Origin of the sequence: Halomonas sp. 113, from assembly GCF_904067645.1 — a bacterium.
GTDB lineage: Bacteria > Pseudomonadota > Gammaproteobacteria > Pseudomonadales > Halomonadaceae > Vreelandella > Vreelandella titanicae.
Genome location: NZ_LR881453.1, coordinates 3,090,943 through 3,114,134 on the forward strand (window position 1 = coordinate 3,090,943; position 23,192 = coordinate 3,114,134).

Consider the following 23,192-nt stretch of genomic DNA (forward strand, 5'->3'; position numbering starts at 1 on the left):
ATCGTCTTGCTACGCCACTTTGCCCAGCAGCGAGCGGGCGACAACTTCTTTCATGATCTCTGAGCTGCCGGCATAGATCGTTTGTACTCGGGCATCCAGATAAAAGCGTGAAATGGGATATTCGTGGGTGTAGCCGTAACCGCCAAATAGCTGCAGGCAGCGATCCACCGCTTGACACTGCAGCTCGCTGAGCTGCAGTTTTAAAATAGCCGCATCCGTGCTGCTCATGGTGCCCTGGCGATACTTTTCGACGCAGTGCTCAAAGTAGGCACGGGCCACGTCCTGCTGGGCTTTTATCTCCGCCAAGGTAAAGCGGGTATTTTGAAAATCCGCCACCCGCTGTCCAAACGCTTGGCGCTGCTGTACGTACTCCAACGTCAACGCCAGCGCCCCCTCCACGGCGCCCAGCGCCTGTGCACCAACGCCCAGGCGTTCACGGGGCAGCTCCTGCATTAGGTAGCGGAACCCGGCGCCCTCCTCTCCCAACAGCGCATCATGGGGCAACTGCATTTGATCAAAGGCAAGCTCGGCGGTATCGCTGGCGTGCTGGCCGATCTTTTTAATCGGTTTCCCCCGCGAAAAGCCGGGTAAGCGGGTGTCGACCAAAAAAAGTGACACGCCCTTTGACCCGGCGGAAGGGTCGGTTTTGGCACACACGATCACCAGGTCGGCAAACTGGCCATTGGTGATAAAGATTTTGCTACCGCTTAACTCCCAGCCATCGTTAGTGCGCTTCGCCCTAGTTCTCATTGACGCAAGATCACTACCCGCATGGGGTTCGGTCATGGCAATGGCCCCAAGCGCATCGCCACGGGCCATGGCAGGTAGCCAACGCTCACATTGAGCCGCTGTCCCCAGATTCTGCAGGTAGGGCATAACGATATTGGCGTGGATATTATAGGCACTGGCAAGGCCACCAAAACCCTGGCGGGAGAGCTCTTCCAGCGCCAGCTGGGTGATGGCGATATCGGCCCCTGAACCACCGTGCTGTTCGTCAAGGTCAATGCCGAGCAGCCCCGCAGCGCCCAATGAATGCCATAGTGAACGGGGTATTTCACCCGCTGCCTCCCACTCATCGTAGTACGGGGCAACCTCCTGGCTTAGGCAGCGCTTGATCATGGTGTGAAACAGGTCGGTCGTTTGCTCGTCCATGCTCACTCCTTGAGGTCTTGACGCAGATGGCGCTTGAGAATTTTGCCTGCGGTGCTCTTGGGTAGCGCATCGGTAAACATTATGCGCTTAGGCACTTTATAAGGCGCCATCAGCGTTTTTGCGTGATGGATCAGTTCTTCCTCGCTTGCCTCTTGGCCCTCTTTCAGTACCACCACTGCCGTAATGGCTTCGATCCACTTCTCATCCGGCTGGCCGATCACCGCCACTTCGGATACCGCCGGGTGCTTGAATAGCCCCTCCTCTACTTCACGGCTAGCCACCAGCACGCCGCCGGTATTGATCACATCCTTGATACGGTCAACAACGTATAAATAGCCCGCTTCATCGAAGTAGCCCACGTCCCCGGAGTGGAACCAACCACCCTGGAAGGCTTCTTCAGTCATCGCCGGTTTATCCCAGTACCCGTTCATAAGCTGGGGTGAGCGGTGGACGATTTCGCCATGCTCGCCGGGTGGGACGTCATTCATATCGAGATCGACGATACGGGTTTCCACCGTCAGAATCGGCCGCCCAGCGGACGCTGGGCGCTCGGCGTGCTCTTCAGGGCGCAGCACGGTCGCCAAGGGAGCAATTTCGCTCTGTCCATAACAGTTATAGAGCCTTACGCCCGGTATACTCTGCTGGAGCTCCTCCAGTACCGGCACCGGCATAATCGAGGCACCGTAATAGGCTTTGTGGAGGGCGCCAAGGTCAAAGCGATCAAATTCAGCGTGGCGCAGTAGGCTGATCCAGACCGTGGGCGGGGCAAAAAATGACGCGATCTGGTGATTAGCTATGGCGCTTAAGCACAGCTCGGGAAGCGGCGCCTCTAGCAAATAGACAGGCGCACCGAGCAACAGCGCTGGCATAAGAAAGACGTGCATTTGTGCTGAGTGGTAGAGCGGCAGCGCGGCGAGCATGGCGTCGCTGCCTTTGATATCCAGTTCAACCATGCAGGCCATATATTCGGCCATCAGTGCCTGATGGGTCATCATCGCGGCCTTCGGCGCGGCGGTGGTGCCCGAGGTATAGAGCAACTGAGCAAGGCTGGCACCGTCGACCGTCACATTGGGCTCTTCACTATTGGATCCTGACGTAGCATGAGCGAGTACATCAAAGCTTGCTGCATCCTGCCTCTGATCCGCGTGCAGGGTTCCCATCAGGGCTAGATCCAAGCCTTCGGTCGCGACACTCACTTTGTCGGCGAGGCTGATATCGCTGAGCAAACCCGTTGTCCCAGACTGGTCAAGGATATAGCGCAGTTCATCGCTGCTTAAAGCAAAATTGATCGGCACATGTACCAAACCCGCTTTAGCAGCGGCTAGCCAGGCGATGACATAGGTATCGGAGTTTTTGCCATATACCGCCAGCCGGTCACCTGGCGAAAGCCCAGCTGCCAGCAAGCCATTGGCTACGCGGTTGGCTGCCTGATTGAGCGCTTGATAGCGCCATTGGCGCTCGCCAAATACCAGCGCCAGCTGGTGTGAGTATTTTCGAGCGCTGCGGTTTAAAGCAGCCCCGATACTGTTTTGCTGAATAACCGACGTTTCCGGCATGCCAAATCCTCTGAGTTGTTATTAGCAGAGACTTAAGGAGCCTCTGATTAACGTAATGAGCGAAGGCCAGACAAGGCAAAAATCAACGAAAAAGCGGAGTTTACGGGTTGTAAATGAGCATTTTGATCGGACTCGCGCACGAGACGATTTTTAACGCCGTATGGCCGAGCGCAATAGTTAATCAGAGGTTTCTTAACTGTTTACCAGCGGGCAGACACTCTCTGAAAGCGGACGGAAGGCCTCTTCTGCAGGGATGGTGCGAATAACATGAAAGAGATCATCCTCATCTTGCGACTCTTCAGGTGTTTTCACTTCTACTAAATACATATCGTGAACCATGCGGCCATCCTCACGGATGTAGCCACCGGTGGCGAAGATGTCGTTGATGGGGGTATCGGCCATTTGCTGACGAACGGTTTGAGTGTCATCAGTACCGGTGGCTTCAATCGCTTCAAGGTAGTGGCGAGTACTGGAGTAGAGACCCGCATGTACCATGGTGGGCATGCTGCCGGTACGCTCACGGAAGCGCTCCGCCCATGCGCGGGTTTCATCGTTTAAATCGTAGTACCATGCTTTGGTGAACTGCAGCCCCTGAGCGTTCTCTAAGCCAATGCTGCGTATATCGGTACTAAACAACACCATGCCCGCCAGAATCTGCCCTGCCTGGGTAATGCCGAATTCCCCTGCTGTCTGCACCGCATTAATCGTATCGCCACCAGCGTTATTCAGTGCAATAACATCAGCGCCAGACGCCTGGGCCTGGAGCATAAACGAGGAGAAATCACTGCTGGGGAAAGGGTGGCGAGCGCTGCCCACGATGGTGCCTCCATTTTCTGTCACTACGCGTGTGACGTCGGCTTCCAGTGCATGGCCAAAGGAGTAGTCAGCGCTTAACAAATACCAACTTTTGTGGCCCTCATCAGTAATCGCCTTTGCCGTACCGTTGGACATCGCCCAGGTGTCATAAACCCAGTGAATATGATTGGGCGAACAGTGCTCGTTGGTAATGCTTGAAGAGACAGCGCCATTGACCAGCCCAAGTTTATCCGCCTCTTCCAGCAGGCTCACCGCCGCCAGAGTGACAGAAGATGCCACCAGCCCGGTGACCATATCGACGTTGCGCTCATCGATCCACTCACGCACGACGCTTGAGCCTACATCCGGGCTATTACGGTCATCGGCGCTAAACACCACAATATTGGCCCCATTGACACTGCCGCCCATATCTTCAATCGCCATATGGATAGCGTCTTCGCCCAACGGGCCAATGGGGTCGCGATAAACGCCGGACATATCGGCTAAATAGCCAATACGGATTTCGTTATCAGAGATACCCTCAGCAGCGACGGTAGTTGGCACATAGCAGGCCACCAGAATGGCAGCGGCGAGAGTGGAAGTAGCAAAGCGGTAAGATGCACGATGAGATGAACGATAAGATTGTTGCATAATTATGTGACTCTCTTTTGTTGTTATTAAAGGGTGTTATTGAATCAATCGTAGTGACGTAGCACGTAATAGCTTGCGTTCATCTTAGGCGGTAATAAGCCCTAGCTGTTTACCTATCGAGCCAGATTTTTTGCAATTCGTGCCATTTCCTTGCGCTCACCTTCTTCAATACACCATTAGTCGATGCTCGCGCATGCCGTTACAATGAATGGTGCCTTTGTATAATTGAACGGGAGAGACCTTTGGCCACTGCTGATGCCGATGACTTTTTACCCGAAGCACTACAGTTTCGGCCTAGCGCTCCTTTGGTGGATATCGGCGCTAACTTGACCCATGAAAGCTTCGAGCGTGATCTTGAGGCGGTTATCCAGCGCGCCCAGGCGGCGCAGGTAACGACCATGATCGTTACTGGCACCGACCTTGCCCACGCCAAGCAAGCGGTTGCCCTGGCCAAGCAGTATCCTGGCCTCTACGCCACGGCGGGAGTGCACCCCCATGATGCCAGTCGCTGGGATAAGAACCTTGAACATGCCATGGCGGCCCTGCATGCCATGCCGGAAGTGGTCGCCGTAGGCGAGTGTGGTTTGGATTTTAATCGCAACTTTTCGACGCCCAAGGAGCAGGAGCGTGCCCTTGAAGCGCAGCTGGCTCTCGCAGTAGAAAGCGGTTTGCCGCTGTTTTTACATGAACGAGATGCTGGCCAGCGTATGCGCGAAATCCTGCATGCGTGGCGAGACGACATCAGCCACGCGGTGGTGCACTGTTTTACCGCTGACCGCGATACGCTGTTTGGTTATCTCGACCTAGACTTACATATAGGGTTGACGGGTTGGATTTGCGACGAGCGGCGCGGTCATCACCTGCGCCCATTGGTAAGCGATATACCCTTAGAGCGCTTGATGGTAGAAACCGACTGCCCTTATCTGTTACCCCGTAACCTACCGGCGAAATTAAAGGGTCGCCGACACGAACCGGCGTTGCTACCGTGGATTGTCCGCGAGATCGCCCAGTGGCATGGTATTAGCGAAACAGAGCTAGGTGCGGCAACCACACAGACCGCCCAGCGTTTTTTCCGTCTTCCCACGGAATCTTAAAAGGAGTATTAGCGTGGCCGATTATCCAGGGTTTATAGCCATTGAAACAGGCGAAGACGATGGGCTCCCGCTAGCCATTGCCTGGTCGCTCCCCGATGGCCGGGTGAAGCAAACATTGATTCAGCCGGACGATAGCTGGATCAAAGAGGATACCAATGCCATGGGCGCTTACAGCATGGAAGAGCTGGAGAGCTTAGGGGTTAGTCCGCTTGAGGTAATTCGCGAGCTTGAGAACGACCACTTCTCCGCCACGCTGTATACCAGCGACAATGGCGACGACGAAGCGGCACTAGCGCGCCTTTTTGACACCTACGGGCTTGATCCTTTTGTTGAGCTAGCCCCAGCGTCGGTGCTCTACCCTTCACTTACCCCAGGCGAATGGCACCGCCAACGGCGCGAAACGTTCAGCGAGCTGGGTTTAGAGCCGATGCGCCCAGAGCATGAGCTGGAAGTGATGCTATCGATGCATCAGCGCCTGACCGAAGAGGATTAAGCCGGCAGCGCTTTATCCATTTTATCCAACGTGGCATGCGCCTGTGCCACGGCTTCCGCTAGCGTCGCCTGGTCAGAGTAGAAGCGTTTAAGCGCCACCTGGAAGGCGTTTGCGCGGGCTGGAAAGCCCTCCTTCAAGTAGCGCTGGGCACGGGCCTCCACTCGCGCTGCAAATGCCTCTATATCTACCTCTATATCGCCGCCTAGATTGTCCACGCTGACATGAAACACGCGACCACAGGCACGGGTGAAGATAGACTCCAACGCCTGTGGCGCAATCTCAGCCTGCTCAAACGCTTTTTGCTGTTCAGCATCGCGCCCATCAGGGCAGTACCAGTAGCCGTAATCCTCTTGTTGGCGCCGCTGTGCTCCCGCAATACACCAATGGCTGATTTCGTGCAGCGCACTGGCATAGTAACCCCGCGCAAAGATAACCTGATGATAAGGGGTTTCACTGTTAGCGGGCCGATAGAGAGGCTCATCCCCGCCCCGAATCAACCGGGTTTGATACCGCTCAGCAAAAATCCCGTCAAAAAGCGCGGTAATATCCTCGAGCGTCCATCGCTCCTGCCTGTCACTCACATTGACCTCGTTTGATACTGGTTTTGGGGCATTATACCCACACGATTAATACAAGCTAACGGCTAACCCCAAAAGTGAGTCGCTCCTGCTAATATAGCGGCCTTTCACAGCAACTTTTCCCCTTCAGGAGCCAACAAGTGGGCGGCTTTACTCAGCAAATTAAATCGGTTTACTGGCCAGAAACACGAATGTTAATGCACTTGGCACTGCCTATTTGCGGTGCTCAGTTGGCTCAGGCAGGGATGAGTGTCGTCGACGTTATGATGACCGGTCGGCATGACGCCACCTCACTTGCCGCTGTATCGGTGGGCTCGAGCCTGTGGATGCCACTCATGCTATTTATGACGGGCACTTTAATGGGGCTTACCCCAATTGTGGCGCATTTGCTGGGTGGGAAGCGCAATGAGGCTATTCGTCCAGCCGTTCATCAGGCGCTTTGGGTCGCGCTGCTACTAGGCGCTATCGCGGCTGTGCTGCTTTGGTCGGCTATCATGCCGATATTTGAATTAATGAGTGTACCCCCAGCGGTCGCCAGCCAGTCTGCCGCCTATCTGTCAGCCGTCGCCTTTGGCATGCCGGGGATCGCCCTATTTCAGGCGCTTAGAGCGTTTTCAGATGGTATGAATCATACCCGCCCGGCGCTATGGATCAGCTTGGTCGGTTTAAGCGTGAACATTCCTGCCAACTACCTCTTGATCTACGGCGGCGATGGTTTAGTTGATCTATTTGGCGCCTGGGTTCCCACTAGTTTGCAACAGTTACCTGCCTTGGGCGCTTTTGGCTGTGGCATTGCGACGGCGCTCTCCATGTGGACGATGGCACTCGCGATGGCCTACTACACGCGCAGGGGAAGTACTTATAAAAGCGTTGCGATTTGGCAAAAACTGACACCGCCCCAGTGGCTAGGTATACGTGAATTAGTGGTGGTGGGCGTTCCCATTGGCGTAGCCATTTTTGTTGAAGTGACTCTGTTCACACTCATTGCGCTCTTCATTGCCAGCTTTGGTGAAGTCACGGTGGGAGCTCACCAAATAGCGCTAAGTTTCACCTCCATTCTGTTTATGCTGCCCCTGTCGCTGAGTATGGCACTGACCGTACGAGTGGGTAATACGCTGGGTCAGCAGCGCTTAGCACTAGCCCGTAAAGTCGCTTGGAATGGAATTGTCATCAGCGTCATCATTGCCGCTATTAACAGCCTCGTACTGTGGGTTAGCGCCGAGCCGGTAATCGCACTTTACACCTCCAATAGTGAGATACAGGCGCTAGCGCTCTCGATCATTGCTTTAGCCGTTATTTTTCAGCTCTCAGACTCGTTACAGGTCAATTTAGCGGGTGCTTTACGCGGCTATAAAGATACCCGCATTGTGATGGTGATTACGGTGCTCTCCTACTGGATTGTAGGCTTGGGTGGCGGCCACTGGCTGGGCTCCTATGGAGTGGGCGAGGTCGCCCCGCTAGGTGTTCATGGCTACTGGATTGGGTTGATTGCGGGCTTGAGCACCGCAGCACTGCTACTTGGCTGGCGTTTACAGCGTATTAGCATTCGGGAGTAAACATGGCTCGATGGAGAAACTTTTCTCTAGCTATCATCCTAAGCGCCCTCCTGTCTGGCTGTGGGGACAACCCCGCTGAGCAGCAGTGGCAGCGTTATCATCAGCAACTCGCCAATGACCTTGCACTATCAAACATTCAAAGAGCTGACCCGGGTAATATTGGCGACTTCCCTGAGCGCCCCGATCGAATTATAGATATCCCCGAAACCCGGGACAGCCTGTTGAATGTATACGCGCTACGCGAATGCCAAATCACGTCGCTAGTCGCTGCACGTAACAATCAACTGGGGCGTGTAGCACCGCCTAGCCAACAGTGGTTATATGAGCGCACTCTATGGCAGCGGCTAAGCACCTGCTTAAATAGCGAAGTTCCCGAGCAGTTAAGCGATGAAGATAGAACGCGCCTAAACCGATTAACCACGACTAAAACGACACAGTTACCCGCGGTAAGCTGGAACGCTATTTTTGATTCCAGCGAGTGGGTTAAAAGCTTCTCACGAGCAAGCCAGCCTTTATCTAACATCGATGAAACTACTATTGCTGGCCAGCTTGAAGCGATCGATTACTTGCAGCAAATGACGGATCACCAGTTTGACCTCGACTGGCAGCAGGACTCTTCAACCCTTGAAAACCATTTGAAAACCCTGCAAGAGCGGCCATTGACCGCTGAGGTGTTGCGCGCCCTGCTACTCGCCACTCAACGCTTAACAGAAGCGAATGCATTGTTAGCTCGGCAGAGTGATACCACACGTTGCTTAAGCCGTTGGGAATCGCCGTCGCTTGAGCGCTTGGAGAACGCTGCCCAGCAGTGGCTAACAGCGATCAATCGCTTAATTGACGCACAGCAGGTAGGCAAGCCAATAGCGATTCAACGCTACCAGGAACGCTGGCTTTCGCTGGATAATGCCCAAGCGCCCTGGGGCCAGTTTCAGCAAGCGCTCTCTGAGCATCAAGCGCTGCGAGCTCGCTTTCCAACTTGTTCAGATAATTAAAAAGCGCAGAACCCTTAACCTTATGAGCAAGTTGTGCTATTTGTGGATATGAGAGGCAAATGAATCAGCTTTGCCAATCTGATGACCACGCAGCATAAGGAGGGACACAATGGGCGCATCCTTGTCACCCCGCTCTGCCCAGGTCATCGACCTGGAAACTGTGCGCCAGCGTCAGCAGGCGCAAAAGTGCCTTGTCCGTTTAGCCCCTGAGCTAGATGGCTTAGAGATGGTGTACCAGCTCGCTGCGAGTCCCGACGCCTACTATGGCTTACCTATTTTGGCCTGGGGGTTAAGAGAGGACGGTAGCGTCATCGGTTTGGTGCCGTGGATGGAAAGCTTGGCAGCCTGCCATGATCTGAACAGCCAGGAAAATGGCTACTTCGTAGGTTATCGCGATCCTGAAACGGAAGAAATTTTTGATACGCCACCGGATCACAAATACCACGAGCTAGTTGCGGCGGCTGAATACTTTGATTATGAGGCTTCTGGCGAAGTCACCCTTATTCAGCAAATCCCCGACACTCTGGGCACCCACGCGCTGTGCATGAATCACCCCGATTCCCCCTGGCATATGAAGCCCGTTTACGGTTGGCGTCTCTACAGCGACGGTAGCCTTGACGCGCTCCTTGCCGACGAGAACAAAGCGGCGATGACACCGATTTTGTTAGGGGATGAATGCCTGTACAGCGCTCACGCCCGCCATCAGACCGTTTACTTTTTCCAGCGCCATATCGCCAACCGTATCCTGGAAGAAGATCCAGCGACGCTTGATGCGCTAGCCATGATGGTTGTGGCCAGTGATTAATCGAGTGCCTTAATGTCGCTTTGTGAGCGAGGCCAACATCAACGATTTTGATTTGAGCCTCGCATGGCTTTTCGGGCTATTTCGACGGACTATCTCAAAGGTCTATCTCAAAAGGTTATGCTAAACGAATAAAGTAGAGGTAGTTGCTCTCAGAGACGGTGTGCTGCTCTAGCAGCTCGTGCCCTAAAAACTGACAAAACTTGGGCACATCTCGCGTGGTGGCTGGATCTGTGGCAATCACTTTGAGCACTTGGCCTGGGGTCATGTCGCGCACTTTGTTATGCATCAGCATAATCGGCTCTGGGCAGTAGAGTCCTGTGGTGTCCAATACCGCATCAACGTTGGGTAACGTACCCGTATTATCAGCCATCAATATCCTCGATGTAGGAAACAGAAAGTATGATTAAAGTTATCATCGAACGGCGAATTATGCCCGGTCTTGAAGAAGAATTTGAGCAAGCAGCGCGAGAGGCAATGCGCGTTTCTCTAGGCGTAAGGGGCTTTATCAGTGGTGAAACATTGGTAGAACTGGGTCATACCGATCGCCGACTGATGATTACCAAATGGCGTGACCTCCGCGCTTGGAAGGAGTGGCACTCAAGCGAAGCGCGGGCAATGGCCATGCAGCGTATTTTACCGCTGTTAACCGAAGATGAAACTATCCGGATTTACGAGCCAAGCTATTAAACATGGGGTTTCACTAGGGAGCCTCTGATTAACGTGGTGAGCGCAGGCCAGACAAGGCAAAAATCAACGAAAAAGCGGAGTTTACGGGTTGTAAATGAGCATTTTGAGGCGATTTTTAACGCCGTATGGCCAAGCGCAATAGTTAATCAGAGGTTTCCTAGCATTAATCCCTAAGCCTTACATGCACCGTTACCTCTTCCCTATCGTGATAGAGGTGACGGCATGATACGTTGGCATGCACACCCGCTTTTTCCAGCGACTCTTCCAGCGCCGTTAGACAACGTGTCACCTCATCCCAGCGCTTTTTCATGGGCAACTTGAGGTTGAAGATCGCCTCTTTGCACCATTTACGAATCAGCCACCGCTCCACCATGGCTAGCACTCTCACTGGTTTATCAACAATGTCGCAGACCAGCCAGTCTAAGCGCTGTGGTGGCTCCCAGGTAAAGCCATCCTCTTTGAGATGATCAATCTGCCCAGTCTTCATCAACTGTGATTCCATCGGGCCATTATCGATGGCATACACGTACATGCCGCGCTGAATCAACTGCCACGTCCAACCTCCTGGGGCGGCCCCTAAGTCAGCTGCTTGCATATGCGGTGCTAGCCGCACATCCCACTCATCCCTAGGAATAAACTCGTGCCACGCCTCTTCCAACTTCAGCGTTGAGCGGCTAGGCGCACGGGAGGGGAAGCGCAGCCGCCGAATACCATTAATCAAATCACTACGATTGCCTGGGAAGCTCATCGCCAGCTGCACTTGATCACCGTCAGTCCAGAAAATATGTAAACGTCGTGCGCCCGCGCTGCGCCTTAACGCACCACGTTTTTTCAACATACTTTCCAGCGGCTTGGTAAGCGCCTTAATCAGCCCGGCCAGTGCTTTGCCATCGTTGGTATCCGGCGTTTCATGCCAAATCTCTTCAAAGCTCCAACGGCTGGCTTTGACCTGTTCCAAGATAGCGGTAAGACGATCGTCACGTGAAAGAGTGAGCGCAGGTAAAGCCGCTAAGCTCTGGCGCGCAAAAATCAGCTTTTTAAACGCTGCCTGGCGGTGTAAATCATTTACCGCTTCACCATCAACACGCGTTAAGCTTACCCACCCCTCACCATGAGATGACTCACAGGCGATGCCCTGTAATGCTGCGTGATGCTGTAGCTCTGCCAACGCATCACTCTCAAACCCAGGACGGCAGTAAACTAACCATGACGTAGGTACCGTTTCACTCACCACTTCACCTCGATTCCGCCCATCACAAACGGTGATGGCTGGCTAATTAATTGGGGCGCATCATAGCATTTATCTAGCTGAGGCGTGAGGCGTGAGGCGTGAGGCGTGAGGCGTGAGGCGTGAGGCGTGAGGCGTGAGGCGGAACAGGATATTCGTTAGATACCCCTACACCAACGTTTTCTACTCACTATTCCCCTCACTCCTCACTATTTACCCCTCACGACCATGCAAAAAAAATCCCCCAAGGCATCAGCCCTGGGGGATTTTTCATAATAAGTGCCTGACGATGACCTACTCTCGCATGGGGAGACCCCACACTTGCCGTTGAACTGGCTTGCCTCAGCGAGGAAGGCGTATTCTACGCATTTCCTGGTGGTTGTCAAGGGCGTTGTTTTCGATGCAAACCTGACCACATCCAAAACCGCTAACTCTTTGACAAACCGAAGTTTTTACACTTCATTCACCGCTGGTAACGCTTGGCGTCCCCGGCAGCGGATGCGTACTTTAAGGCCTGACTAATAAGATAGCAAGTAAAAGAAGTTATTGCGTATAAAAAAGCGGCAGAAGGCTACCCTTCTGCCGCAAACCACCGATCAGAACGCCTGATCAGAGAGTGCTCTTTTCACATTTTAGCCGTTAATTAAATTTCAAATCCCAGACCAAAATCTTCGCTGGAGATGGCCATCAGGCTTGCAGCACCTGCTTGTATCATCTGCGCATGGGCCTTGGTACGCGGCAATAGACGCTGATAATAGAAGCGAGCAGTATTCAATTTTGCAGCGTAGAAGGCCTTATCGTCACCTTCTAAAGAAATAGACGCCTGTTTGGCCGCGCGTGCAAATAGGTACGCCAGGGTGACATAGCCTGAATACATTAGGTAATCAACACTCGCCGCACCTACTTCCTCACGGTCTTGCATTGCCTTCATCCCCACGCCCATAGTCAGTTCGCCCCACTCTGCATTCAGCTTGGCGAGCGGCCCAACAAACTCTTTGAGTGCAGGGTTGTCGGCTTCAGCTTTACAGAACTTATGGATCTCTTTGGTGAATACCTTCAGCGATTCACCCTGACTCATTAGTACTTTACGGCCTAGCAGATCAAGCGCCTGGATACCGGTAGTACCTTCATAGAGTCGAGTAATGCGAGCATCGCGCACCAATTGCTCCATGCCCCACTCTTTAATGAAGCCATGACCACCGTAGATCTGTACGCCCTCGTTAGTGCTTTCAAAACCAACTTCGGTCAGGAAGGCTTTAACAATAGGCGTTAGCAAGCCAAGCAGGGTTTCAGCGTGATCTCGCTCTTCACCCGGCTCACCATGCTCCACCAAATCGAGCATTTGCGCGGTATAAAGCACCAACATACGCCCGCCTTCGGCGAAGGCTTTCTGGGTCAGCAGCATGCGGCGCACATCAGGGTGGACGATAATCGGATCAGCGGGCTTTTCAGGAGCCTGTTTGCCCGATAAGCCGCGCATCTGTAACCGGTCACGGGCATAGCTCAATGAATTCTGGAAACTGGCTTCAACCAATCCCAGCCCTTGAATCCCCACCCCAAGACGCGCAGCGTTCATCATGGTGAACATGCACGCCAGCCCTTTATTGGGCGGCCCTACCAAGTAGCCGGTTGCGTCGTCGAAGTTCATCACACAGGTGGCATTACCATGAATGCCCATTTTGTGCTCGAGCGAACCGCAGGTGACGCCATTACGCTCACCCACATTACCTTGGGCATCGGGCAAGAACTTAGGCACTACAAATAGCGAAATACCTTTAGAACCTTCCGGTGCGCCAGGCAGTTTTGCCAATACCAGGTGGACAATGTTTTCAGCCAGATTATGCTCACCGGCCGAGATAAAGATTTTGGTGCCAGTAATCGCATAGGCATCGCCATCAGCGGGCACTGCTCGCGTCTTGATCAATCCTAGGTCAGTGCCGCAGTGCGGCTCGGTTAGGCACATAGTGCCCGTCCATACCCCTTCTACCAGCTTGGTGAGATACGTCGCCTTCTGCTCATCGGTGCCATGATGGCGAAGTGCGTCTGCCGCACCATGAGAGAGCCCTGGGTACATGCCCCACGCCAAGTTAGTGGCGCAGATCATTTCCGACAACAGCATCGCCAATGAAGGCGGCAGCCCTTGACCACCATGAGCAGGATCGGCGGCCAGACTCGGCCACCCCCCCTCTACGTACTGCTGGTAGGCCTCTTTGAAACCGTTAGGCGCTTTGACCTCGCCCCCTTCCAGTAGGCACCCTTCTTCATCGCCACTCTGATTGATCGGCAGCAGTACATCGCGGGCGAAGCGTGCCCCCTCTTCCAAAATAGCGCTGACAACATCTGGCGATGCATCGTCACCGCTTGGCAGGCGCGCGTAGTGAGCAGGGTAGTCAAGCATCTCGTCCATAACGAAACGCATATCACGAATAGGGGCCTGATAGCTGGGCATCACACTTCTCCTAAGAAAGGGGGGGTTGAAAGCCAAGCAACTCTTAATGGCAGAGAGCTTTCAAACACATGTTTGAAAATTAGCGCGGGCGCCCCTCAGAGTCAAGCGAGCGTTTGAATTTAGCCCAAAAACACTCTAGAACTTTGGTCGCCCAACCAGTAAACCCCTGGTGCAAATAATAAAAAAACTCGCCAACCAAAAGCCGACGAGTCGTTTTATTTTTCTTTTACCTACTGACCATCTAGTTACTGCATGCGAATGCCACCGTCTAAGCGGATCAGTTCGCCATTGAGCATGGGGTTGGTAATAATCTGCTCGGCTAATTGAGCAAACTCATCTGGCTTACCTAAACGCTTAGGAAAAGGTACCGCCGCCGCTAGTGCCTGGGCCGCCTCGTCAGGAATTTCACTCATCATCGGCGTTTCAAATACGCCAGGGGCGATGGCCATCACCCGAATAGCATGGCGCGACAATTCCCGCGCCGCTGGCAAGCTCATACCCACAACACCCGCTTTAGAGGCACTATAAGCACACTGGCCTACCTGCCCATCAAAAGCAGCAATGGACGCAGTATTAATAATCACCCCGCGCTCACCACTCTCATTCGGCGCGTTTTTAGCCATGGCGGCAGCCGCAAGGCGCATGACGTTAAAAGTGCCGACCAGATTGATATTGATCGTTTTCATATAGCTTTCTAAATCAGCCGGGTTGCCTTCACGATCAACCAGCTTGGCCACGCTAACCACACCCGCGCAGTGAACTACGCCTGAAAGCCCGTGCTCGCCACCCAGCGCTACCGCCGCATCTACGGCCTGCTGCATCTGTTCGCCTGACGTAATATCCGCCAGAATGGCGCGTGCGCTTGCCCCCAGCTGCTGGGCATGGGCATTGACACTGTCGTTTAAGTCGCATAACACGACGCGAGCGCCTGCAGCGACTAAGCGCTCAGCGGTAGCCGCCCCAAGACCAGAGGCAGCCCCGGTAATTAAAAAGGTACTCTCCTTAACCTGCATTTCCGTATCCCTTTGGTCGTTATGTATGGTTGCTATATATCGTGGTGGGTTTATTCACTCGCTTTTTTATTCATTTGATTTGGCTACTCACTTGATGGGCTATTGACTTGCTTTGGCTTCTTCTACTGCCTGGGCACGTAATTTAAAGCGCTGAATCTTGCCGCTGGGGGTTTTAGGCAACTCATCGACAAACTCAATAATGCGCGGAAAAGCGTGGGTCGAAAGCCGCTCACGCACTCGCTGTTTGATTTCATCAGCCAGCTCGTCACTGGCTTCATAGCCTTCGCGGAGCACGATATACGACTTGATCACCTCGCCGCGGATCTCATCAGGCTGCCCCACTGCCGCCGATTCGGCGACTGCAGGATGCGTCATCACACTATTTTCAACGTCCGTTGGCCCCACCCGATAACCCGCGGTGGTAATAATATCGTCGTCACGCCCGGCAAATTGAAAGGTACCGTCTTCATTGCGGATAACCACATCGCCCGTCAGGTAATAGCCTTCCACAAAGGGATTCTTCTCTTGCCAGGTGTAGCCCTGGAAGAAGTGTGCCGGGGAGTTCTTGATATCGACGGCGAGGACACCAGGCTCCCCGGCAGGCAGCTCTTTATACTCCGCGTCCAAAATTGCCAGTCGATAACCCGGCATCGGCACGCCCATTGCGCCCACATGCTTGAGATGGTCAAGGGCATGGTGGTTATTGCACGTCATGCCGGTTTCGGTCTGGCCGTAGTGATCCATAACCGGGCATCCCAACGACTTCTCAACCCAGGTCACTACTTCAGTATTTAGAGGTTCGCCCGCCGAGCTAGCCGCACGCAGCTCAAGCGTTTCATGGGCGTTATCAAATAGTCCTGACGCCTTCATCAGCCGGTAAGCGGTCGGCGCTGCGGCAAAATTGGTAATGTGGTGGCGCTTCATAAACGCCAGTGCCCCCTCGGCGCTAAATCCTGCCTCACAAAAATGCGTCGTCACGCCAAGCAGTAAAGGCCCGGCAATCGCATAGTAGAGACCATAAGCCCAACCGGGATCGGCCATATTCCAGAAGCGGTCATCATTACGCAGGTCAATGGCCAGCTCCATATAGATCGCAAAAGCAGTCATCCCTGCCAGTGGAACGGCAACGCCTTTCGGCTTGCCCACGGTGCCAGAGGTAAACATTTGCAGAAATGGTGCTTCAGGCGCGAGCCTCGGTGGTTTGTCGCTCATTGACGTATGCGTCAACGCCGCCTGCCAGTCGTGATCATCGGCATGCTCACTGGTCGCCCCGCCCACCGCCAGTACCGGCGGGCATTGGCTAAGGCCATCGAATTTATAGCGGTTAGCGTGATCAGTAATCACCAACTTGGTGCCTGCACGCCCTAGCCGATAGTCCACCGCATCGGGGCCAAAGGCGGTAAACAGCGGCTGATAGACCGCACCAATACGCCAAGTGGCGAGCACTGCAATCAATAGCTGTGGTGACCGGGGCAGCATGCAGGCAATGCGGTCGCCTATACCCAACCCCTGGGATTGAAACCACCCTGCCAACTTTGCACTCTGTTCATCTAGCTCGGCGTAGCTCAGGGTATGCATATCACCTTGAGAGTCCTCTTGAACCAGCGCCAGCACCTCGCCGCGGCCAGCGCGCACATGACGCCCACAGCAGGCCTCAAAGGCATTTAGCAGGCCGTCTTGGTGGTCATCCAGGCGAGCGATAACGCTATCCACGGAAAAGTTATCGAGATAGTGGTGATAGTCGGGCAGTGATTGTGATGTCGCTGTCATGATCGCTCTCTTGTGTTATTGGAAATGAGCTCGTAGTGAGAATAAGCGCAAGCAATGTTGTTATATTTATCCGTTGACGTTAACGTAAGCTAAAAGATAATAGCAACGCTAAAAGTAAATGGCGCAGAGAGCAAGCACTGATATAAGCTTCAGCGTTAGACGTTGGTCGAGGCTGTTGTCATCAGAGAGTATTAAGCAGAGGTGGGCATAATCATGGCGACCAGCTCGTCAGCGAGGTCATCAGGCGAGCGTGGCCCGTTTGGGTCGTACCAGCGCACTGTCCAGTTCAGCGCCCCCAAAACAAAACGCGAGACAAGAAAGCGGTCACCATGGATCAAGCCTGCTTCCAACGCATCGTCAATAACAGTGACCCACAGCGCCTCGTAAGCATCGCGTAAGTGGCTCAAATGAGCACTGGCCGCCGGGTCGAGTCGGCGCCACTCAAAGAGTGCCACCACATGGGCATTGCGGTCGGTAAAGAGGGTTTCGAGATGAGCACGCGCCATGGCACGCAGGCGTACTTCAGGCTCTGCGTCGCATTCGTCGAGCGCTTTACGCGCAATCATCAAGGCATTTTGAGTGCCCTCTTCAATGACCGCAGCAAGGATTTCCTGCTTATCTTTAAAATGATGAAACAAGCTACCGGACTTAATACCCATTTCCTGCGCCAGCATTCGCACCGTCGTGCGATCAAAGCCCTCTTGGACGAATAGCTGAGCAGCGAGGCGCGTCAGTTCCTTGCGGCGAGGGGATGCATTCATTACATTCATGTCATTTACACTAGCGCTTGCTTGGTTACTTTGGAGAGAACCACAGCACCGCCTACGGGTCAACGTATCAACTACCACTTGGCATGATAATCACAATAATCCTGAAGGAGATTGGCCATGAGCAACCCCACCGATGTGGTATTTCTCGCTGCCAAACGCACGCCAATGGGCGGCATGATGGGCAGCCTGGCAAGCATGACAGCCCCACAGCTTGGCGCAGCCGCCATCAAAGCGGCCATTGAAGAGGCGGGAATTGACCCGGCCCTGATCACCGAGGGCATTATGGGCTGTGTACTGCCCGCCGGTGTGAAGCAGGGCCCAGCGCGGCAAGCAATGCGCCAAGCCGGCATTCCAGATGCCAATGGCGCCACCACCATTAACAAGCTGTGCGGCTCGGGCATGAAGGCCACGATGCTTGCCCACGATTTAATCAAGGCGGGCAGTGGCAATATTTTGCTGGCTGGCGGCATGGAGTCGATGTCTAACGCGCCACACGTGCTCACCAAAGCACGCGCCGGCTACCGGCTGGGGCACGGCGAGCTTAAAGACCATATGTTTTTGGATGGGCTGGAAGACGCCGAAACGGGCAAACTAATGGGCGTGTTTGCCCAGGATGTGGCTACTGAGCGTGGCTACACACGGGAGCGTCTGGATGATTTTGCTATTGCGTCCCTTGAGCGCGCTATGGCTGCCACCAACGCGGGCCACCTAAGCGCAGAGATCGCACCGGTGATGGTCACCTCTCGCCAGGGCGAAACCCTTGTCGAACACGATGAGCAGCCCTTCCAAGCTAAGCTCGACAAAATCCGCCAGCTGCGCCCCGCCTTTGCCAAAGACGGTACGATTACTGCCGCTAACGCCAGCTCAATTTCCGACGGCGCTTCGGCACTTATCTTGGCGAGTCAGGAAGCTGCAGATCAGCAAGGCATTAAGCCACTAGCGCGTATGCTAGGCCACACGACTCACTCTCGCCACCCTAGCGAATTCACCATCGCGCCTGTGGGTGCGATTGAAAAGCTGATGAAAAAGCTCGATTGGGGCGTGAATGACGTAGACCTATTCGAGATTAACGAAGCCTTTGCGGTGGTGACACTGATGGCCATGGATGACTTGGGCCTGCCCCACGACAAAGTCAATGTGTTTGGCGGAGCCTGCGCTCAGGGCCACCCGATTGGCTCTACCGGCTCACGCATCATCGCTACGCTCATTCATGCCCTGCGCACTAAGGGCGGCAAACGAGGCATTGCCAGCTTATGCATTGGCGGTGGCGAAGCAACGGCCGTCGCCGTTGAGCTAATTGATTAAGCTGCGCTATTACAATATATAGCCTCTTGTGAAGCGCCCTGACACTTTTACCACGTTAGGGCGCTGAGCCATACGGCGGCAAACAGCCAACCCAGCCCCAACATGGGGAGCGACCAACAATGAAACTCCTTCCAAATCCCAGGCTGGCGCGCCAAACGTAGCGCGATTAAATTCGCCATTGAACCTATCGCCAAACCAAAGCCACCCACGCTAACGCCCCAAGCCAGCGGCTGCCACTCACTCTGCTGGGCAAGCAGTAGGGTCGCTGGCACGTTGGATACGACCTGTGAAAGGAGTACGCCAGCACTAACATCGCCACCCGGCCACTGGCGCATTGAATGTATAAACTGCTGAACAATGCTCAGCTCACCGATGACACTTAGATTTACGAACATCAATACAAACACTATCAGCAGTAGCCAATCAATACTGAATACCGCCCGTCGAGCCACCCATAGCATCGAAAGCAAAACGCCAGCCAGCGCCGATAGCACCCACCCCATGTCTACCGCGACCAGAAAAAGTGGATAGCCAATAAGCGCCGCCCATAACGGCGCCTTTCGGCGCTCAGCCGTCATCGCAGAAACTGCTTCCAAGTGTATTGACGCTTTCGGAAATGCCAAGGGAACAAAAAGTAAGAGCGACAGCATCAAGCCCACCCCAAGCGGCAACATTACCCATAAAAAGTCGCCGAAGCGAATGCCTGAAAGCTGCCATAAATAGAGATTTTGCGGATTACCAATCGGGCTCAGCGATGAGCCTGCATTCACAGCCAGCGCCTCAAACACAATCAAGCGTTCAATCGGCAGTGTTGCCATTCCCGCCAGACTAAGCGTCAGTGGTACCACAATAAACAGCGCCACATCGTTAGTGACTATCGCCGAGAGAAGCCCCGAAAACAGAATCAAACCGACCGCAAGTCGGCGCTCACCACGCAGTAGAGCTAATAACTGACGACCCCAGAGCGTTAAATAACCACTCAGTTCTAACGCGCGACTGAGCAGCATTAGGCCGGTTAATACTACAAGGGTTGTCCAGTGAACCCGGTCAGCCATTTCACTCAGTGATTGAGGCTCCAGCCAACACAAAACGACCCATAGGATACTCATTGAGAGCAGCATAGGGTCGTTCAGAAAACGCTGAAAAAACAAGCTAAAGGGTGTCACTAACCACTTTGTTGCTAACACGCTACATGACGCTCAGAGAAAATCGCATGATAGCGTTGTAAGCTCAGGAGTAAAGCTAAATTCCTTCATCCAGAATGCTAAGCCGAAGCCAATAATCCCGCCTGACGACGGGCTTGCTCATGGTCATCCGGTAAGGCGCCCTCTTGATGACTGAGCTGCTCCCATTCGGGATAGTCAGTTTGATTTTTATCAATACCAGACAAGCCTGGTTCAATGGCACTCTCCACCACACTAAATTGACCGGCATATTCACGCATCTGCAAAGCTTCTTGGGACAGCACCTCCGCGCTCTGGGCCGCCTGATTGACTAAGCGCATGGTGTCTTGGGTAGTGGTATCGATCTGAGCAACCGCGTGGTTGACCTCCTCAATGCCTCGCCGCTGCTCTTCAGAGGCATGGGTGATTTGCGTCATCAGCGTGTCCACATTCCTCGCTGCTTGCATGATCGCCCGTGTATGTTCACCAGCCTGCTGAGACAATATGCTGCCTTGCTGGACGCTCGCACTCGACGCTTCAATGCGTGAGCGAATATCACTGGCGGCACTGGCACTGCGCGTTGCCAGTGCACGCACCTCATTGGCGACCACCGCAAACCCACGCCCGTGCTCACCGGCACGCGCGGCTTCAACCGAGGCATTGAGCGCTAAAATATTGGTTTGGAAAGCAATACTTTCAATCATGCGAATAATGCTTTGAATCTCTTCGGAGTGACTATTTATCGCCTCCATGGTGGCGATAAACTGGGTAATCACCTCATCACCCTGCTGCGCTTTTTGAGACACATCTGCCGTTGACTGGTTAACATGCGCCGCACTTTCAGCATTCTGATTCACCGTGGCGGTTAGCTGTTCCAAGCTCGCTGCCATTTGCTGCAAAGCTGACACTTGAGTGTCGGTTTGGCTCGCCAAAAGCTGGTTCTGCTCAGTCATCTCCTGACTATTGCTATATACCTGCTGGCTGCTCGTATTAAGACGATTAACCGTGGCCGTCAGCGAGTGCTGCATCTTATCCAGCTCACTAAATAGCTGACCAATTTCGTTACTTGAGTGCGCCGTTACTGGCGCCGACAGGTCACCGTTAGCAATGCGCTGGAAGTGCCCAGTGATTTTCTTCAATGGGCGAAGCACATTTTTACGCACGCCCCATACCACTACCGTCACTACCAACAGCGCAGCGCCAAGCGCTGTAATCACTCCCCAAAAAAGTAGCGATGAAACCTGCTCAAAGCGCATAAGCAAGGTGTTACCCCGCTGAGTGGAAGCGCCAATAAAAGCCTCAGCGCTTGCCACAAAGTGCTCGCTACTATCATCCACTCGCGACTCACCCGAGAAAAAGCCTGATATGTCGCGCTCTTCAAGCATCATCATCTGAAGATTGAGATTATTGTTAACAAATGATTGAAAGTTCGAAGCTAACTGTTCGACAAACGACTGCTGATCCTGATCAAAATCACTCGCTGTAAATTGAGTGAAGTTCTCGGACGCCTCATCAAGCAACCGCTGGGCTTCTTCTATCAGAGGGTCAGGTCGATCAAACGAAGGGGTACGAATTAACTCCGCTGCACGGTTCATCTGAATACGCGCACGCAACAGCTGGGTATAGGCGCTATTGAGCTGACTAATTTGTGCCATGTCCCGTTCATGAAGCGACGTAAATGCCTCACGGCCAAAATGGTTGGCGAACAAACCCAGTGCGCCAATGACGACGACCAGGCCGCTAAAGGCCACTAATACAAGCGTCCAACTTGCCTTGACGCTTAAGTTATTAATCCATTTCATCTCGACCCGCCCCTTTCAGTAAGGTTAATCAGATGTGTGGAGAGGCAGCCAGAGCTGTAGGCGCCGACGAATCTCTAATAATGCCTGCTCATAAGCATCTGACTTGCCGATCAAGCGAGGGTCACGAATATCCCAGGATAGAACTTCGCCCGCCTCCCCTTGCCAATCGCGGCAGGCTTGCTGGGATTTGTCGCACAGCACAATGACAAAATCGAAGGTCTTGCTTTCAAACTCATCCAACGACTTACTGCGCAGGCCCTCGGTGGGGAGCCCGTGTTTACGCAACGCTTCAAGTGTCAATGCATGGGGCTCATCCGGTTCAGAACCGGCACTAAACGCTTCAAAACGATCATCTGCCAAATGGCGAAGCAACGCCTCCCCCATCAGAGACCGTGCAGAGTTAGCATTGCAGAGGAACAACACGCGGCGCTTCGTCATAAATAAACAGCCTCTTATGTAGTTAGTGGCTGTCACTCTACGCCGGGTTCATGACGGCAATATTGCAGGCACACAGTTGCCCTAGAAATATACGAAAAAACATATATGATGGAATCATCAAGCTATTAAGACCCAATCCGAGTAAACCGCGATGACCTCACTGACTGATTTTTCCGACCTGAATGATCTGCCTAATATAGACGCTGAACTCTTTGAACCGCCCAGCAGCGAACGGCTGAGGATTCCACATAGCACTGAACACGTACCTAAAATATTGCTGCTATACGGCTCTCTGCGTGAGCGCTCTTTCAGCCGGTTAGCGGTTGAGGAAGCCGCACATTTACTCAATGCCATGGGCGCAGAAACAAGAATCTTTGACCCCAGGGGGCTGCCGTTACCGGATGCAGAAGATGCCAGCCACCCCAAAGTCGATGAGCTACGCCAATTGGCCCAATGGGCAGAAGGGATGGTGTGGTGCTCCCCCGAACGTCACGGCGCAATGACCGGCATTATGAAGGCGCAAATAGATTGGATCCCCCTTGCCCTGGGTGGCGTCCGCCCTACTCAGGGCAAAACCTTGGCAGTAATGCAGGTCTGCGGCGGTTCGCAGTCCTTCAATACGGTCAATCAGCTACGCATCTTGGGGCGTTGGATGCGTATGCTGACGATTCCCAATCAGTCCTCGATACCCAAAGCCTTTATGGAGTTTGATGATAAAGACCGGATGAAGCCTTCACCGTTTTATGACCGTATCGTGGATGTCATGGAAGAGCTGGTGAAATTCACTCTACTAGTGCGTGATCGCAGTGACGTGCTGACGGATCGTTATTCGGAGCGCAAAGAGAGCGCCGAAGAAGTCTCAAAGCGGGTTAATCAACGCGCCATCTAATCAGGA

General features: G+C 53.6%; 21 protein-coding genes. 8 read left to right on the forward strand and 13 right to left on the reverse strand.

What is annotated here, in order from left to right:
- Positions 1-9: 9 nt before the first annotated feature.
- The 3 genes from YERSI8AC_RS14645 to YERSI8AC_RS14655 form a co-directional block, all read right to left on the reverse strand.
- Entirely contained in the window at positions 10-1,152 is a 1,143-nt protein-coding gene (locus tag YERSI8AC_RS14645; protein WP_159176983.1) for an acyl-CoA dehydrogenase family protein, read from the reverse strand.
- Between the two features lie 2 nt (positions 1,153-1,154).
- Positions 1,155-2,708, reverse strand: coding sequence for a fatty acyl-CoA synthetase (locus YERSI8AC_RS14650; RefSeq protein WP_159176984.1), 1,554 nt, complete (start codon positions 2,706-2,708; stop codon positions 1,155-1,157).
- Between the two features lie 192 nt (positions 2,709-2,900).
- Positions 2,901-4,154: an ABC transporter substrate-binding protein gene (locus tag YERSI8AC_RS14655; protein WP_159176985.1), complete on the reverse strand. Its 1,254-nt coding sequence runs from the start codon at positions 4,152-4,154 to the stop codon at positions 2,901-2,903.
- A 242-nt stretch (positions 4,155-4,396) separates the two neighbouring features.
- On the opposite strand from YERSI8AC_RS14655, the gene YERSI8AC_RS14660 reads away from it, so the two are divergent.
- Together YERSI8AC_RS14660 and YERSI8AC_RS14665 are read left to right on the forward strand one after the other, a co-directional pair.
- Positions 4,397-5,248 carry a TatD family hydrolase gene (locus tag YERSI8AC_RS14660; protein WP_022522954.1) on the forward strand — a complete coding sequence of 284 codons (852 nt, stop codon included), beginning with the start codon at positions 4,397-4,399 and terminating at the stop codon, positions 5,246-5,248.
- A 13-nt stretch (positions 5,249-5,261) separates the two neighbouring features.
- A complete protein-coding gene (locus YERSI8AC_RS14665; protein WP_022522953.1) occupies positions 5,262-5,741 on the forward strand; it encodes a hypothetical protein in 480 nt (159 codons plus the stop codon).
- On the opposite strand, the gene YERSI8AC_RS14670 is transcribed toward YERSI8AC_RS14665, so the two are convergent.
- Entirely contained in the window at positions 5,738-6,322 is a 585-nt protein-coding gene (locus YERSI8AC_RS14670) for an elongation factor P hydroxylase (protein WP_027958879.1), read from the reverse strand. The two genes, YERSI8AC_RS14665 and YERSI8AC_RS14670, sit on opposite strands and share 4 nt — an antisense overlap.
- A gap of 137 nt (positions 6,323-6,459) precedes the next feature.
- Here YERSI8AC_RS14670 and YERSI8AC_RS14675 point away from each other — a divergent pair, with 137 nt between their 5' ends.
- The 3 genes from YERSI8AC_RS14675 (at position 6,460) to YERSI8AC_RS14685 (ending at position 9,672) form a co-directional block, all read left to right on the forward strand.
- Positions 6,460-7,875, forward strand: a complete 1,416-nt coding sequence (locus YERSI8AC_RS14675; RefSeq protein WP_041159550.1) for an MATE family efflux transporter — start codon at positions 6,460-6,462, stop codon at positions 7,873-7,875.
- A gap of 2 nt (positions 7,876-7,877) precedes the next feature.
- Positions 7,878-8,867, forward strand: coding sequence for a DUF3080 family protein (locus YERSI8AC_RS14680; protein WP_138801658.1), 990 nt, complete (start codon positions 7,878-7,880; stop codon positions 8,865-8,867).
- Positions 8,868-8,976: 109 nt separating this feature from the next.
- Positions 8,977-9,672 carry a hypothetical protein gene (locus tag YERSI8AC_RS14685; protein ID WP_009288633.1) on the forward strand — a complete coding sequence of 232 codons (696 nt, stop codon included), beginning with the start codon at positions 8,977-8,979 and terminating at the stop codon, positions 9,670-9,672.
- Positions 9,673-9,787: 115 nt separating this feature from the next.
- Here YERSI8AC_RS14685 and tusA read toward each other — a convergent pair whose 3' ends face one another.
- Positions 9,788-10,042, reverse strand: a complete 255-nt coding sequence (tusA, locus tag YERSI8AC_RS14690) for a sulfurtransferase TusA (protein WP_022522949.1) — start codon at positions 10,040-10,042, stop codon at positions 9,788-9,790.
- A gap of 29 nt (positions 10,043-10,071) precedes the next feature.
- Between tusA and YERSI8AC_RS14695 the strand changes: the two genes are divergently transcribed.
- Positions 10,072-10,359: an antibiotic biosynthesis monooxygenase family protein gene (locus tag YERSI8AC_RS14695; RefSeq protein WP_022522948.1), complete on the forward strand. Its 288-nt coding sequence runs from the start codon at positions 10,072-10,074 to the stop codon at positions 10,357-10,359.
- A 163-nt stretch (positions 10,360-10,522) separates the two neighbouring features.
- Here YERSI8AC_RS14695 and rlmM read toward each other — a convergent pair whose 3' ends face one another.
- The 5 genes from rlmM to YERSI8AC_RS14720 form a co-directional block, all read right to left on the reverse strand.
- The gene (rlmM, locus tag YERSI8AC_RS14700; RefSeq protein ID WP_041159552.1) at positions 10,523-11,593 is read right to left on the reverse strand and encodes a 23S rRNA (cytidine(2498)-2'-O)-methyltransferase RlmM; all 1,071 of its coding nucleotides are present in this window, start codon (positions 11,591-11,593) and stop codon (positions 10,523-10,525) included.
- Positions 11,594-12,230: 637 nt separating this feature from the next.
- Complete coding sequence (locus tag YERSI8AC_RS14705) at positions 12,231-14,036, reverse strand: acyl-CoA dehydrogenase C-terminal domain-containing protein (RefSeq protein ID WP_138800559.1); 1,806 nt, start codon at positions 14,034-14,036, stop codon at positions 12,231-12,233.
- A gap of 245 nt (positions 14,037-14,281) precedes the next feature.
- Positions 14,282-15,049, reverse strand: coding sequence for an SDR family NAD(P)-dependent oxidoreductase (locus YERSI8AC_RS14710; protein WP_022522939.1), 768 nt, complete (start codon positions 15,047-15,049; stop codon positions 14,282-14,284).
- 99 nt (positions 15,050-15,148) lie between these two features.
- Positions 15,149-16,819, reverse strand: a complete 1,671-nt coding sequence (locus tag YERSI8AC_RS14715) for an AMP-binding protein (RefSeq protein ID WP_159176986.1) — start codon at positions 16,817-16,819, stop codon at positions 15,149-15,151.
- A gap of 191 nt (positions 16,820-17,010) precedes the next feature.
- Positions 17,011-17,580, reverse strand: coding sequence for a TetR/AcrR family transcriptional regulator (locus YERSI8AC_RS14720; RefSeq protein WP_138800556.1), 570 nt, complete (start codon positions 17,578-17,580; stop codon positions 17,011-17,013).
- A gap of 126 nt (positions 17,581-17,706) precedes the next feature.
- Between YERSI8AC_RS14720 and YERSI8AC_RS14725 the strand changes: the two genes are divergently transcribed.
- Positions 17,707-18,894, forward strand: a complete 1,188-nt coding sequence (locus YERSI8AC_RS14725; RefSeq protein ID WP_159176987.1) for an acetyl-CoA C-acyltransferase — start codon at positions 17,707-17,709, stop codon at positions 18,892-18,894.
- A 47-nt stretch (positions 18,895-18,941) separates the two neighbouring features.
- Here the strand turns inward: YERSI8AC_RS14725 and YERSI8AC_RS14730 are convergent, their stop codons facing one another.
- The 3 genes from YERSI8AC_RS14730 to YERSI8AC_RS14740 all read right to left on the reverse strand — a co-directional run bounded on the left by YERSI8AC_RS14730 (position 18,942) and on the right by YERSI8AC_RS14740 (position 22,297).
- The gene (locus YERSI8AC_RS14730; RefSeq protein ID WP_236557304.1) at positions 18,942-20,003 is read right to left on the reverse strand and encodes an SLC13 family permease; all 1,062 of its coding nucleotides are present in this window, start codon (positions 20,001-20,003) and stop codon (positions 18,942-18,944) included.
- A gap of 155 nt (positions 20,004-20,158) precedes the next feature.
- Entirely contained in the window at positions 20,159-21,859 is a 1,701-nt protein-coding gene (locus YERSI8AC_RS14735) for a methyl-accepting chemotaxis protein (RefSeq protein ID WP_138800553.1), read from the reverse strand.
- A gap of 24 nt (positions 21,860-21,883) precedes the next feature.
- Positions 21,884-22,297: an arsenate reductase ArsC gene (locus YERSI8AC_RS14740; RefSeq protein WP_159176989.1), complete on the reverse strand. Its 414-nt coding sequence runs from the start codon at positions 22,295-22,297 to the stop codon at positions 21,884-21,886.
- A 151-nt stretch (positions 22,298-22,448) separates the two neighbouring features.
- Here YERSI8AC_RS14740 and arsH point away from each other — a divergent pair, with 151 nt between their 5' ends.
- Complete coding sequence (gene arsH, locus YERSI8AC_RS14745) at positions 22,449-23,186, forward strand: arsenical resistance protein ArsH (RefSeq protein ID WP_159176990.1); 738 nt, start codon at positions 22,449-22,451, stop codon at positions 23,184-23,186.
- Positions 23,187-23,192: the final 6 nt, after the last annotated feature.

Excerpts from the sequence above, each read along its gene's own strand:
- YERSI8AC_RS14645 (WP_159176983.1), bottom strand. The coding sequence starts at position 1,152 with ATGGACGAGCAAACGACCGACCTGTTTCACACCATGATCAAGCGCTGC.
- YERSI8AC_RS14650 (WP_159176984.1), bottom strand. The coding sequence starts at position 2,708 with ATGCCGGAAACGTCGGTTATTCAGCAAAACAGTATCGGGGCTGCTTTA.
- YERSI8AC_RS14655 (WP_159176985.1), bottom strand. The coding sequence starts at position 4,154 with ATGCAACAATCTTATCGTTCATCTCATCGTGCATCTTACCGCTTTGCT.
- YERSI8AC_RS14680 (WP_138801658.1), top strand. The coding sequence starts at position 7,878 with ATGGCTCGATGGAGAAACTTTTCTCTAGCTATCATCCTAAGCGCCCTC.
- YERSI8AC_RS14685 (WP_009288633.1), top strand. The coding sequence starts at position 8,977 with ATGGGCGCATCCTTGTCACCCCGCTCTGCCCAGGTCATCGACCTGGAA.
- tusA (WP_022522949.1), bottom strand. The coding sequence starts at position 10,042 with ATGGCTGATAATACGGGTACGTTACCCAACGTTGATGCGGTATTGGAC.
- YERSI8AC_RS14695 (WP_022522948.1), top strand. The coding sequence starts at position 10,072 with ATGATTAAAGTTATCATCGAACGGCGAATTATGCCCGGTCTTGAAGAA.
- YERSI8AC_RS14705 (WP_138800559.1), bottom strand. The coding sequence starts at position 14,036 with ATGCCCAGCTATCAGGCCCCTATTCGTGATATGCGTTTCGTTATGGAC.
- YERSI8AC_RS14710 (WP_022522939.1), bottom strand. The coding sequence starts at position 15,049 with ATGCAGGTTAAGGAGAGTACCTTTTTAATTACCGGGGCTGCCTCTGGT.
- YERSI8AC_RS14715 (WP_159176986.1), bottom strand. The coding sequence starts at position 16,819 with ATGACAGCGACATCACAATCACTGCCCGACTATCACCACTATCTCGAT.
- YERSI8AC_RS14720 (WP_138800556.1), bottom strand. The coding sequence starts at position 17,580 with ATGAATGCATCCCCTCGCCGCAAGGAACTGACGCGCCTCGCTGCTCAG.
- YERSI8AC_RS14725 (WP_159176987.1), top strand. The coding sequence starts at position 17,707 with ATGAGCAACCCCACCGATGTGGTATTTCTCGCTGCCAAACGCACGCCA.
- YERSI8AC_RS14730 (WP_236557304.1), bottom strand. The coding sequence starts at position 20,003 with ATGAGTATCCTATGGGTCGTTTTGTGTTGGCTGGAGCCTCAATCACTG.
- YERSI8AC_RS14735 (WP_138800553.1), bottom strand. The coding sequence starts at position 21,859 with ATGAAATGGATTAATAACTTAAGCGTCAAGGCAAGTTGGACGCTTGTA.
- YERSI8AC_RS14740 (WP_159176989.1), bottom strand. The coding sequence starts at position 22,297 with ATGACGAAGCGCCGCGTGTTGTTCCTCTGCAATGCTAACTCTGCACGG.
- arsH (WP_159176990.1), top strand. The coding sequence starts at position 22,449 with ATGACCTCACTGACTGATTTTTCCGACCTGAATGATCTGCCTAATATA.